Origin of the sequence: Cohnella massiliensis (assembly GCF_900169535.1) — a bacterium.
Classification (GTDB): Bacteria; Bacillota; Bacilli; order Paenibacillales; family Paenibacillaceae; genus Cohnella; species Cohnella algarum.
This window is the reverse complement of the sequence record NZ_LT821254.1, coordinates 1-13,643: the sequence shown is the minus strand read 5'-3', so window position 1 is coordinate 13,643 and position 13,643 is coordinate 1. Positions and strand designations below refer to the sequence as shown.

Sequence of the window (13,643 nt, the reverse complement as noted above, 5' to 3'; positions counted from 1 at the left end):
CTGGTGAGGTGGGCAGAGATGAGGGAAAGCAGAATAAAGGGTTACCGCTCCATTATCGTCTATGCGTTGATCGCGGTAATGGTTTGTACGGGTTGGCCGTCCGTCGGGCATGCAGCTTCTTTTACGGTTGATAGTGCACGAGGGAAGATAGCTGCAGGAGCCCTCCATAGCGTGGCTTTGAAATCTGACGGATCTGTGGTGGCTTGGGGAAATAATAGTAATGGTCAGTGTAATGTTCCGTCCGGATTAACAGGAGCAGTGGATGTAGTTGCAGGAAACGGTCATAATCTAGCCTTAAAATCAGACGGAACAGTGGCGGCCTGGGGATATAATGGTGATGGTCAGAGTAATGTCCCGTCCGGATTAACCGGTGTGAAGGCTATAGCTGCAGGAACCCTTCATAGTCTGATCTTAAAATCAGACGAAACAGTGGTCGCCTGGGGACATAATGGTTATGGTCAGAGTAATGTCCCGTCCGGATTAACCGGTGTGGCGGCTATAGCTGCGGGATATTTTCATAGTCTGGCCTTAAAATCAGACGGAACGGTAGTGGCCTGGGGAGCTAATGAACCGAGTAATGTCCCTTCCGGATTAACCGGCGTGGTGGCTATAGCTGCAGGAGACTTTCATAGTCTGGCCTTAAAATCAGACGGAACGGTGGTGGCCTGGGGAGATAACCTATATGGCCAGAGCGTTGTCCCGTCCGGGTTAACCGGCGTGGTGGCTATAGCTGCGGGATATTCTCATAGTCTGGCCTTAAAATCAGACGGAACGGTGGTGGCCTGGGGATATAACAGCTATGGCCAAAGCAATGTCCCGGCCGGATTAACCGGCGTGGTGGCTATAGCTGCAGGCAGCTATCATAGTCTGGCCTTAAAATCAGACGGAACGGTGGTCGCCTGGGGATATAACAACTATGGTCAAAGCAATGTCCCGGCCGGGTTGAATCTGCTGACCCAAGTGCCGGTTAGCAATGATCATTCTTTCACTATTAATCAGAATACCACCGGAACCGGTACTTTAACCGCTACGGATGCCGACGGAGACCCGTTGACTTACTTGCTTGTCAGTCCGCCAAGCAAGGGAATCGCATCCGTGTCCAACTCGGGTTCTTATACCTACACGCCATATTGGGATGTGACCGGAATCGATACGTTTCATTATCAGGTGAACGATGGAACGGTCAGTTCGAATGTGGCCACCGTAACGGTGAACATTCTATCGAATAACGCGGATTTAAGCAGCCTGACGATTAGCAAAGGTACGCTTAGCCCGGCTTTCTCATCGGACCAAGTAAATTACTCGGTGAGTGTGCTCTATGAGGTAGATCAATTGACCATTACGCCGATGGTAGAGGATAGCACGGCGACGCTAAAAATTAATTCGGCTTCGACAGTCAGCGGCATTGGCAAGACAGTGGATCTGAATGTGGGGAGTAACGAGATTCTGGTGGAGGTCACCTCACAGACTGGGGTGCAGAAAACGTACAAGGTCACGGTAACCCGAGCGCCGCAGTCGAGCAACGCGGACTTGAGCAATTTGACGATAAGCGAGGGTACGCTTTCTCCGTCGTTCTCCGCCGACACAACCGAGTACACCGCAAGCGTGGGGAACGAAATACCCAGCTTGGAGATTACGCCGACGGTGGCGGACGGCACGGCGACGTTGCAAGTGAACACGGCGGATGCGACCAGCGGGAGCGCCAGGACAGTAAGCCTGAACGTTGGGGACAACGAGATCTTGGTGGACGTTACGGCGCAGAATGGCGCGACGAAGACGTACAAGGTGACGGTAACCCGGGCGAAGTCGAGCAATGCGGACCTGAGCAACTTGACGATTAGTCAGGGAACGTTGTCGCCATCGTTCTCGTCCGGTNAGCGAGGGTACGCTTTCTCCGTCGTTCTCCGCCGACACAACCGAGTACACCGCAAGCGTGGGGAACGAAATAGCCAGCTTGGAGATTACGCCGACGGTGGCGGACGGCACGGCGACGTTGCAAGTGAACACGGCGGATGCGACCAGCGGGAGCGCCAGGACAGTAAGCCTGAACGTTGGGGACAACGAGATCTTGGTGGACGTTACGGCGCAGAATGGCGCGACGAAGACGTACAAGGTGACGGTAACCCGGGCGAAGTCGAGCAATGCGGACCTGAGCAACTTGACGATTAGTCAGGGAACGTTGTCGCCATCGTTCTCGTCCGGTACGACCGAGTACACCGCAAGCGTGGGGAACGAAATAACCAGCTTGGAGATTACGCCGACGGTGGCGGACGGCACGGCGACGTTGCAAGTGAACACGGCGGATGCGACCAGCGGGAGCGCCAGGATGGTAAATCTCGATGTAGGAGACAACGAGATCGTAGTGGACGTTACGGCGCAGAATGGCGCGACGAAGACGTACAAGGTGACGGTAACCCGGGCGAAGTCGAGCAATGCGGACCTGAGCAACTTGACGATTAGCGAGGGTACGCTTTCTCCGTCGTTCTCCGCCGACACAACCGAGTACACCGCAAGCGTGGGGAACGAAATAACCAGCTTGGAGATTACGCCGACGGTGGCGGACGGCACGGCGACGTTGCAAGTGAACACGGCGGATGCGACCAGCGGGAGCGCCAGGATGGTAAATCTCGATGTAGGAGACAACGAGATCGTAGTGGACGTTACGGCGCAGAATGGCGCGACGAAGACGTACAAGGTGACGGTAACCCGGGCGAAGTCGAGCAATGCGGACCTGAGCAACTTGACGATTAGTCAGGGAACGTTGTCGCCATCGTTCTCGTCCGGTACGACCGAGTACACTGCGAGCGTGGGGAACGAAATAACCAGCTTGGAGATTACGCCGACGGTGGCGGACGGCACGGCGACGTTGCAAGTGAACACGGCGGATGCGACCAGCGGGAGCGCCAGGACAGTAAGCCTGAACGTTGGGGACAACGAGATCTTGGTGGACGTTACGGCGCAGAATGGCGCGACGAAGACGTACAAGGTGACGGTAACCCGGTTAGGACTGTCCGATGAGGAAGCGGTCATGGAAGCCCAAAAGGCCTTGGAAGTCGGCTTTGCGGAGGGTGATAGTTCGGGCGCGGTCACCAAGAACGTGATATTGCCCACGGGCGGCTTAAATGAAACCGCGATTAGCTGGACCTCCGACAAGCCGAATGTGATCGCTCCGGATGGAACCGTGACCCGTCCGAAATATTCTGCTGGCGATTCTGCTGTGGTTCTGACAGCCTTAATTGCCAAGAACGGCATCACGGACACCAAGACATTTACCCTGACGGTGAAGGCGACAGAAGCCCAATTCTATACCCTAACGGTCGAGAACGGAACGGGGAGCGGCAGCTATGAAGAAGGGGTAGAGGTAGCCATTGTGGCGGACGCGCCGCCAGAAGGCAAGGAATTTGACAAGTGGATCGGAGGAGACGGGGGTGTCTTGGCCGACGCTACCAGCAGCAGCACGACATTCACCATGCCGGCAGACGCTGCTACGGTCACGGCTACTTACAAGATAATGGCACCGGCGCTGATGCCTAGCATTGAGTTGAGTCAGACGGATAACCACGACTTTGGCTCCGTCATCGAAGGATACTCGCCTCGGACGCCGTTCACCGTTCTGGTCAACAATACGGGCACCGGGGCGACCGGCGATTTGACAGTTGAGCTAGGCGGAAGCGATGCGAGCGCGTTTGCGTTATCGAAGACGACTATCGGCAGCATCGGAGCTAGCGGCAGCGACAACTTTACGGTCGTTCCGAACAATCACCTGCTTGCGGGAAGCTTTTCGGCGACGGTCGCTGTCTACGGCGATAACGTCGCGCCTCAGAGATTCACCGTCAGCTTTACCGTGACGACGACCCCGCCGGAAATCCCGACAGCCCCGGCGAACGTATCCAGCGTCGCGGGAGACGGACAGGTAACTCTGAATTGGGAAGCCGTAACGGGTGCGGATCATTACTCGGTGTACCAATATGAAGGAACGGCGGCTCCGATGGATGAAACCGATTGGAATCTCGTGCAGGCGAGCGTAACGTCGGCGACGTACACCGTAACGAACTTAACGAACGGGACGAGTTATGCATTCGCGGTTAAAGCGATCGGCGCAGGAGGAACGAGCGGGTTCTCGGCAGCGACGTTGTCGACTCCAACCGCTTCCTTGCCGCCTGCCCCGACAGCCCCCGCGAAATTAATCGGTGTCGCGGGAGACGGACAGGTGACTCTGAATTGGGAAGCCGTAACGGGTGCGGATCATTACTCGGTGTACCAATATGAAGGAACGGCGGCTCCGACGGATGAAACCGATTGGAATCTCGTGCAGGCGAGCGTAACGTTGGCGACGTATACCGTAACGGGGTTAACGAACGGGACGAGCTATACGTTCGCGGTTAAAGCGATCGGCCCAGGAGGAACAAGCGGATTCTCCGAAGCGGCAACAGCGACCCTGGTAGCAACGGGCGGCAACGGTGTAGTCGGTGGGGGCGGTAACAGCCCAAGCCATGTGACTTCGGCGAATGGAGCCATCGCCATCCCGGTCGGAAGCTCCGGAGAAGTCGGCCTGAACGACGAAATTTCCATTCAGGTTCCTGTCGGCGCGGCGGAGCAAGAGCTTCGCATCACGATCGAGTATCGATCGGTCGCGGATATCCCATCTTCGACGCAGGAAGCATTCGCAAGTTCAGTTTTCGAAGTCTTGAAGAACGTCGCAGGAGCCTTCAAGAAGCCGGTCAAGCTCTCGATCAAGTTCGATCCGGCCAAGGTCGGCAGCGACCGGAAGGCCTCCATTCACTACTACGATGAAGAAAAGAAAACGTGGAGAGAAGTGGGAGGCACGGTTGACGGCGAATGGATTACGGTGGAGGTGGACCATTTCACCAAGTATGCCGTTCTGGCAATCGAAGCGAATAACAACGTCGACGAAGAAACGGTTACCGAACCGATCCCATCCTTTACCGATATCGCCGGCCATTGGGGCGAGCAATCGATCGTTCGCGCGGCGACGTTGAAGCTGGTTAGCGGTTACCTCGACGGCACGTTCAAGCCGAATGCCCCGGTAACTCGCGCCGAATTTACCGTTATGCTGGCTAGCGCGCTGAAGCTGGACGGGACAGGCGTAGCGCTTGCCTTCAAAGACGAGGCCAAGATCGGCGCCTGGGCGAAACAAGCGGTAGCTCTCGCCGTGCAAGCGGGTATCGTCAGCGGTGACGGGGGAGGCAGCTTCCGGCCGGAGGCCAAGATCACCCGCGCGGAGATAGCGTCTATGATTGCCAAAGCGTTGCAGGTATCCCCCGGCGCGAACGTAACAACCGGCTTCGGCGATGACGAAGACATTCCGAAATGGGCTAAGGGCTCTGTCGGAGCGATCCGCCAACTGGGCATCGTAAGCGGCCGCAGCGGCAATTCGTTTGCCCCGAACGGCAACGCCTCGCGTGCGGAAGCTGTCGTCATGCTGCTCCGATTGCTGGAAGTTAGTCAACTATAATAGCTCTAGCGGTTGCCCAGGAGGCAGCCGCTTTTTTCACTTAAGTTCCATCAAAGTTTTTCCCCCCTTAAGGATAAATAAGTCTCTCGGAATTCACGATTCCGCTTCGGCTCTGGCCTTTCGGCCAGGGTCTTTCTTTGTTTCACCCCCAAAAACAGGATGCGAACAAACTTTCCTCTTGACTTTTTCGAAATGCCCCAATAATCGCCGAGAAGGCATTTTTCAGCCTATCTCTTAGAAAGTTGGGTGATTGCAATGACGCCTGTATCTCGTTCTCATCCGGACTACCTGGCCTTCGTGCTTGATCAACTGCGAAAGGAGTATAACACCCCGGAAGCCCGGCTATTTTTGCAGCGATTCTACAGCGACCTGATCTTCTGGATCACGGCGATCGATCTGTCCGCTACGGCTTCCTTGATGCGAGGGGCTTACTCCTCCAAGCCAAGAGGCCGCAAGCCCCACGATCCCGCCGACATGCTCCGCTGCCTGCTCCTCATGACCAAGCTTGGGCTTAGCGTCGACGAGGGCGTCGTCGCCATTCGAACGACGCCGGTTTATGCCATCCTTTGCGGTTTCAACCCCGGCGAGTCGCCGGGTGTCGGGACGTTCTACGACTTTTTCCCCCCGGCTTTGGCAGGCATCCACCCCGCATAAGACCGGGCGAATCCAACGCCGCCTGAAAAAACCGCGAAAGAAAGGCAAGAAGAATCAAAAGCAAGAACCTAAAAACCCAAAGATCACGGAAAGGCTCGTCGCCCGCATCCTGCGAGCGGGCAAGATCCACTACGCCCCCAAGGAACACGACCTCTTGCAGCAATTGTTTCAATCCATGTTTGTTCAGCCTTCTGCGGCAAAGGGATTGCTTGGCGATACGAACGCCTTTCGCGTGATCGGCGACGGGTCCCCGGCCAGCACCGGAGCGCGTTCCTTCGGCAAATTCCTTTGCGATTGCCGCAAGTCGGGCAATGGAAGTGTACCTGCAAACGGCAATTCTCCGATCCCGATGCGGACTGGGGCTGGGACAGTTATCGCGAGAAGTATTACTATGGACGTACGCTTTACATGTTTACCGCCGCGGACAGCCCGTATGATCTGCCCGTGTATCCACGATTGTTTCGCGCTAGCCAGCACGATTCCGTGTCGTGGATTTGCGGGTACCGCGAACTTCGCTACTGGTACGCAGATTGGAAGGTGGGAGAGGCGATCTTGGATTCCGCCCACGACGCCCTCCCGATCTATACCATGCTGGAACACGATGATGTTAGCAGCATCATCGACCTGAATCTCAGGCGTTCCGGGCAATTGGTATACAATGAAATGAACATTAACTCCGATGGCGTTCCCGTCTGCCCTATTAATCGCAAGATGATCTGCTGGGGCAAGTGTTCCGGGCGGCAGCGTATCAAGTGGCGCTGCCCCGCCAAAGTCGGAAAATGGGAATGTCCCACACCTTGCTCGCCTTCCGAGTATGGAAGAACGTTCTATACGTCTACAGCCGATAATCCACGCCTGTTCCCGCGCATCCGCCGTGACAGCAAGGAATGGAGAAAGCGTTATGCAATGCGAACCGGCGTCGAGCGCTGCATCAAGCGCCAGAAGGTGGATTACCAGTTAGAATCGTCGCGCGGTCGCAGTTCACGCCATTGGAATATTCGAGTGTATCTCATCGCCATGTGCCAGCACGCTGACGCATGGTTCGAAGAAGCAAAGAAACATAAAACGTTACCTACGATTCAGCAATGGCTTAACGAATCGCTTGCCGGGTAAACCCATTTTTTTTAAAATAGAAATCTGTCGGCTTCTTTGGCATGCGCATTCATGAAAATCACTTTCATTTTCGGACGATCTTTCATTTTTTGCGCTCATTCCCCCTCGTTCCGACTCGAACCACCCTATTTAATCCGAGCTCCTATATAAAGACAATGGAGGCGATGAAAATCCGCGAGTCACGTAAGGTTAGACCCCCCTGCGAGAAAGGAGGTATCCTGTCCGGGCAATTTCGAAACGAACGTCCCGGCAGCCGCGCAGCCTGCTTCGCTACGACATTCGCCCCGGCTCAACCGGTCCACCAGTTCCGCAGCCTGCTCCACCACGATGCGCCGTTCTCGCCGGTTCCGCCCGGCTCTTTCGCGTCTTCTTTTACGGCGCAGGTCTGCGTAGGCTCCGTGCCCGCGAGAAACACTTCCCGGACTTTTTCCCTTTCGTCGGCAGGACACCCGGTTCCTGCGATGAGCCCGCTGGCCGGGTCGATGTCGAGGCTGACGACTCCTTCGGGCACCTCGAACTCCCGGGCAGGTACATGGGCAAGCGCGGTTTCCGTAAACTGAGCGAAAATCGGCGCGGCCCGGTGCGCTTCGCTGGACGAGATAGCTCGCCCGCGGTCGTAGCCGACCCATACGGCCGTCGTCAGCTCCGGCGTGTAGCCGACGAACCAGGCGTCGGACGAGGTCGTGCCCGACTTTCCGGCGACCGGCCGCTTCAGCATTTTCGCCACCCGGTGGCCGGTTCCGCCGGTATCGAACACGCTGCGGAGCAGGTCCGTCACGACATAGGCGAGAGACGGCTCGATGACTTGCGTTTTCCGGGGCCGGTTCTCGTACAGCACGCGGCCGTTGCGGTCGGCGATGCGCACGATGGCGACCGGTTCGGTCTTGCTGCCCCCCGCGGCGAACGCGGTGAAGGCGGCGGCCATTTCGTAGGGGCTGACCGGGAACGTGCCGAGCGCAAGCGACGGGACCGCGGAAAGCGGGGCGGTTACCCCGAGCCGGCGCGCCATTCCGATCACCTCTTCGGGTCCGACCTGCATGATCGTATTGACCGCGTAGATGTTGTCCGACGTCCGGATCGCTTGGCGCAGCCCGATTTCCTCATGGGAATAGCGGTCGTTGAAATTGCTCGGGCGGTAAATTTTCCGATTGTCGTCGTAATAAAAAATCGTCGGCTCGCTCCGGAAACGGCTGGCGGCCGTGACGACGCGCTTGTCGAGCGCAGCCGCGTACAGAATCGGCTTGAACGACGAACCCGGCTGGCGAGTAGTCGCGAACACCCGGTTGAACTGGTTGGCGGCGTAATTGCGTCCCCCCACCATCGCTTTAATGTAGCCGGTGGCGGGATCGATCGCGACGAGGGCGGCTTGCAGTTCGCTGTCCTTCGGCATTTTGGCGGCGACGGCTTCCTCGGCGGCGCGCTGCATGTCGCCGTCGAGCGTCGTCGTGATCGTCAGCCCGCCCTCGCTGAGCAGCGATTCCTCCTCGCCGAGCAGCTCGGCCGCGCGCTTGCGGACGTAATCGACGAAATACGGCGCAATGACGCCCTGGTTTTTCGGCAACGGCTGTACGTTCACCGCCACGGCGGCGGCCTGCTCCGCCTGCCTGACCGTAATGCTGCCCGTCTCCTTCATCGCCTGGACGACCGTCCGCTGCCTGGCGGCCGCCTGGTCGGGATGCAGATGCGGCGAATAGTAGCGCGGCCCCTTCGGGATGCCGGCAAGCAAGGCGCTTTCGGCCAACGTCAGCTCTTTCGCGGGCTTGTTGAAGTAAAGCCTGGAGGCGGCCTCCGCTCCGTAGGCGCCGTGGCCGTAATAAATTTGGTTCAAATACATCTCCAAAATTTCGTCTTTCGAGTACGTTTGCTCCAGCTTGGCTGCGTACCAAGCCTCCTTCAGCTTGCGGCTCCACGTTCGTTCGTGGGAAAGGTACAGGTTGCGGGCGAGCTGCTGGGTCAGCGTGCTCGCTCCCTGCTCCTTGGACATATGGCGCACGTCGACCCAGGCGGCCCGGGCAAGCCCGCGGAGGTCGAGTCCGGCATGTTCGTAAAACCTCCGGTCCTCGGCGGCGAGCGTCGCCTTGACGAGCCATGGGGAAATATCCTTGAGGGATACCGTCCGACGATTGACGCCTCCCTGCAGCGAGGCAAGCACGCCGCCTTTCGCGTCGGTAATTTGCGTCGATTGCGGAAAGGAAGCCGCGGGCAGCGATCCGTAACGGACGGAGGCGGCGAGGGCGCCGAACAGCAAGACGGAAGCCGACAGAAGAAACAGCGACAAAATATGACTTTTGCGAAGGCGTCCGGGCCGCCTTTTTGCGCGGGTTGAACGTTTCGTTTTCCGGTCCACGGCTTTCCCTCCTTCGGTTTCATCCGGAGTTAACATTTCCCACTTAGTATGGAGTAAGAAGAGCCGGTATATTCTAAGGCCGACGGTTGGCGGTTTTTTGCGGGAACTTCGGTTGCATTTTGCCGGCGATATCCTATAATACTTGTTGGTTGGCTTAACTTGTGGCGCGCCTGCGATCACCACGGACGAGAGCTGGCGCCGGCCGCAGGAATCGACACGCGAACGATCAAATTTCCCTGGAAAGAAGGGTTCTGCTCATGTCTTCTACGGAACTGTGGTTTACCGAGAAACAAACCGAAAACTTCGGCATTACGGCCAAAATCAAAAATACTTACGTTCACGAGCAAACCGATTTTCAAGAGCTGGTGATGGTGGAAACGGAAGAGTGGGGCAACATGCTGCTGCTCGACGGGATGGTCATGACGACCGTCCGCGACGAATTCGTCTATCACGAGATGGCCGCGCATCCCGCTCTGTTCACGCACCCGAACCCGGAAAGCGTGCTGGTCGTCGGCGGCGGCGACGGCGGCGTCATCCGCGAGGTGCTGAAGCACCCGAAAGTGAAAAAAGCGGTGCTCGTCGACATCGACGGCAAAGTCATCGAATATTCCAAAAAGTATTTGCCGACGATCGCCGGCAAGCTGGACGATCCGCGCGTCGAAGTGCTCGTGAACGACGGCTTCAAGCATATCCACGACCACAAAAACGAATACGACGTCATCATCGCCGACACGACGGAGCCGGTCGGTCCGGCCGTGCAGCTGTTCACGCGCGGATTTTATCAGGGCATTTACGAATCGCTTAAAGAGGACGGCCTGTTCGTCGCGCAAACGGACAACCCCTGGTTCAAGGCCGACCTGATTCAAACCGTCAACCGCGACGTCAAGGAAGTGTTCCCGATCGTCCGCGTGTACGGGTGCAATATCCCGACGTATCCGAGCGGCCTGTGGACGTTCACGATGGGCAGCAAAAAGCACGACCCGCTGAACGTCAAGCCCGAAGACATTCCCGAAATCGACACCAAATACTACACGCCCCGCCTGCATCAAGCGGCGTTCGTGCTGCCGAAATTCGTGGAAGACCTGACCAAATAATATCGGCCGCGAACCGAAAGGAGACCGCAACGCCCATGAAATTGGACCCAAAATATTCCGGCAACGTCTTCATCCTGAGCTCCGGCGATTATGCCTCCTCCAAAGCGGTCATCTACGGCATGCCGATGGATTATACCGTCTCGTTCCGTCCGGGCTCCCGCTTCGGCCCCGGCCGGATTCGCGAAGCGTCGGTGGGGCTGGAGGAATACAGCCCCTATCTCGACCGCAGCCTGGAGGAGCTCGACTATTTCGACGCGGGCGACCTGCTGCTGCCGTTCGGCAATGCGGCCCGGAGCCTCGACATTATCGGCGACTACGTGCGCGGCGTGCTGGCGGACGGCAAGTTCCCGTTCGGAATGGGCGGCGAGCATCTCGTCACCTGGCCGGTGCTTCAGGAAATGCATAAAAAATATCCGGATCTCGCCGTCATCCACATCGACGCGCACGCCGATTTGCGGGAAAGCTACGAGGGAGAGCCGCTGTCGCACTCCACCCCGATCCGCAAAGCGGCGGAACTGATGGGCGGGCGCAATATTTATCAATTCGGCATCCGTTCGGGCAGCCGGGAAGAGTGGGCGTACGCCCGGGAGAACATCAACTTTTACCCGTTCGAAGTGGCGGCGCCCCTGCGGGAGGCGATCCCGTCGCTTGCCGGCCGTCCGGTCTACGTGACGATCGACATCGACGTGCTCGATCCGTCCGCGGCTCCGGGCACGGGCACGGCGGAAGCGGGAGGCATCACGTCCAAGGAGCTGCTCGAAGCGGTTCATCTTATCGCGGGCTCCGGAGCGAACGTCGTCGGAGCCGACGTGGTCGAGGTCGCCCCGATTTACGATCCGACGGAGCAGACGCCGATCGTTGCGGCCAAGCTGATTCGCGAGATGCTGTTGGGGTTTGTGAAATAAGAACTATATGCGCGAAAAGCGAGCGAGAAAGCCGTTTCCTTCGGGAGGCGGTTTTTTTATATGAGCATTTTGCATTAATCTGAGCCCTTGCTGTACAAAGGTTTTTGAGCAAAAAAAAGGGACTTCACCCCAACTTGGAGAAGTTTTCAAGTGACCAAACCAGAAAACCCAAGGGAGGGAAGTCACTTTGTATATTCTCCAAGAAAGTCTATTTTCCTTTGATGTGCTTCAAAAACTTGAATCTAAAGAACGATTGCCTATCTTTTTCAGCGCCCTGGACTTACGCCCCTATGCCAAGGAATTGAGAAGTCATTCACCCCGAGGTGCCGACGGACATTGCAGGCAAGGGATTCTTCGTGCGCTACTTGCTGCCCCGCTTGAGAACATCGATACATTTACGGGTCTACATCATCGTTTGGATGTCGATCTTCGCTTTCGTTATCAATGTGGACTTAGACTGGACCGTGAGGCTCCTTCTATCGCGACTTTAAGCCGCGTGTTCGCTGAGTTAACCAGCAAGGGGCAAGCTCAGCGCCTGTTTGATGATCTCGTTGTACAATGCAAGAAGGAGGGAATCATCGACGGAAGTCATGTGGCGATCGACAGTGCAGCGATTCATGCTTATGAGAAGAAGCAACCGAAACGGAAAAGCGAACGGACTGGCAATGCCAACTGGGGGGCTAAGTTCGATTCGTTTGGCAACAAGGTCAAGTGGTTTGGCTACAAGATTCATCTCGCCGTCGACACAACAAGCGAGCTGCCGATGGCGCTCTCCGTTACACCGGCTCACGTCAATGACGGCGATATGGCTCCGATTCTCATAGAACAAGTGGCTGCGGGTACACAGGTGAAGTTCTTTATGCTTGATGCCGGTTATGACCAGCTTAAAAACTACGAAGCAGCGCGAAATGTAAAGGCGCAGGCGATTATTCCGATGAACCTTCGCAACGAGAAGGAACCACCTGCGGGCATGACATCCAGTGGCACACCCTGTTGCTCGATGGGCTATGAAATGACTTATTGGGGCGTTGATGGAGAATACCTGAAATTCCGCTGTCCCCATGCCACGGGCAAGGTAGACTGTCCGCTTGGGATGGCTGCTTGCTCATCTTCCAACTATGGAATGGTCGTCAAAGTCGATACGAAAAGCGATTTGCGTCGTTATTCAAGTCCACATCGAGACACCAAACGCTGGAAGGAGTTGTATAACGAAAGAACCAGCGTAGAACGATGCAACTCCAGGTTGAAAACCTATCTCACCGCAGACGCCATGCACGTCTGGGGTATTCAAAAGGTGACAACTCACCAATACCTAAACGCCATTGTGTTATTAGCTTCTGCGTTAGCGATGGCTCGTCAATCCAAGAACGCCGCCGCTTAAATTTTTTGATTCAGTAAAAATTCTGCAGGTCTGCCCATTTTTGAAAATTAAAGTCGATTTAGCTAGAAAGCTGGTTTAATTGGCCCCATAATTCCACTACCTACTTCAAAAACGGAATTATGCAAAATGCTCATATAAAAATGTTTAAGTCTTCACCGTGCAAGGACCCGGACAAGCTCGCGGGCACGGGTGGTGGGCCGCTCGGGAGCGCGTGAATATTTTTCCGACGACATTTTCCCATCCGCTCAGGAAGTCGGTTCGGTCCCCCGGGACTCCGGTCGAATCATGGTGGCTTAACTCTACCGTCGTGTGCATGCGGCCGCACGCAGTTGAGTAAAAATTACCCATCTCGCCCGGCCGTGCTCCAGGAACCGCGGACAGTTGAGTAAAAATCACCCGTCTCGCCCGGCCGTACTCCAGGAACCGCGGACAGTTGAGTAAAAATTACCCATCTGCCCCGCCATGCGCCAAGAACGTAAGCGTCAAACTCTCCCCACCTTCGTTCCTTGCAATAACCGTGAGATAATCCTCCTCATAGTCCAATTCGGGGAGGATTTTTTATGGCCAGAGAAGACGTACAGAAGAAATGGGAAGAACGAATTGCCGCTTTCCGTTCCAGTGGAGAAAAAGCAGCAAGATGGTGCAAAGCCAATCAGGTGGATCGTCGCGGGCT

The 13,643-nt window shown here is 56.4% G+C and carries 7 protein-coding genes and 1 pseudogene; 7 read left to right on the top strand and 1 reads right to left on the bottom strand.

Annotation, left to right across the window (positions count from 1 at the left end; all coding sequences use genetic code 11):
* Nucleotides 1-18 precede the first annotated feature (18 nt).
* The 4 genes and pseudogenes from B7E11_RS30740 to B7E11_RS30050 all read left to right on the top strand — a co-directional run.
* Nucleotides 19-1,788: pseudogene (locus B7E11_RS30740) on the top strand (cadherin-like beta sandwich domain-containing protein); the annotation flags it as partial.
* A gap of 145 nt (nt 1,789-1,933) precedes the next feature.
* Complete coding sequence (locus tag B7E11_RS30060; RefSeq protein ID WP_080832046.1) at nt 1,934-5,476, top strand: cadherin-like beta sandwich domain-containing protein; 3,543 nt, start codon at nt 1,934-1,936, stop codon at nt 5,474-5,476.
* Between the two features lie 255 nt (nt 5,477-5,731).
* Entirely contained in the window at nt 5,732-6,130 is a 399-nt protein-coding gene (locus B7E11_RS30055; RefSeq protein WP_245809598.1) for a transposase, read from the top strand.
* A gap of 552 nt (nt 6,131-6,682) precedes the next feature.
* Nucleotides 6,683-7,243, top strand: a complete 561-nt coding sequence (locus B7E11_RS30050; RefSeq protein ID WP_245809597.1) for a hypothetical protein — start codon at nt 6,683-6,685, stop codon at nt 7,241-7,243.
* A gap of 289 nt (nt 7,244-7,532) precedes the next feature.
* Here the strand turns inward: B7E11_RS30050 and B7E11_RS02460 are convergent, their stop codons facing one another.
* The gene (locus B7E11_RS02460) at nt 7,533-9,590 is read right to left on the bottom strand and encodes a transglycosylase domain-containing protein (protein ID WP_245809596.1); all 2,058 of its coding nucleotides are present in this window, start codon (nt 9,588-9,590) and stop codon (nt 7,533-7,535) included.
* 257 nt (nt 9,591-9,847) lie between these two features.
* On the opposite strand from B7E11_RS02460, the gene speE reads away from it, so the two are divergent.
* From speE to B7E11_RS02445, 3 genes are all read left to right on the top strand, one after another.
* Nucleotides 9,848-10,684, top strand: coding sequence for a polyamine aminopropyltransferase (gene speE, locus B7E11_RS02455; RefSeq protein ID WP_080832044.1), 837 nt, complete (start codon nt 9,848-9,850; stop codon nt 10,682-10,684).
* Between the two features lie 35 nt (nt 10,685-10,719).
* Nucleotides 10,720-11,589: an agmatinase gene (speB, locus tag B7E11_RS02450; RefSeq protein ID WP_080832043.1), complete on the top strand. Its 870-nt coding sequence runs from the start codon at nt 10,720-10,722 to the stop codon at nt 11,587-11,589.
* Between the two features lie 187 nt (nt 11,590-11,776).
* Nucleotides 11,777-12,970 carry a transposase gene (locus B7E11_RS02445; RefSeq protein ID WP_080832042.1) on the top strand — a complete coding sequence of 398 codons (1,194 nt, stop codon included), beginning with the start codon at nt 11,777-11,779 and terminating at the stop codon, nt 12,968-12,970.
* Nucleotides 12,971-13,643 lie beyond the last annotated feature (673 nt).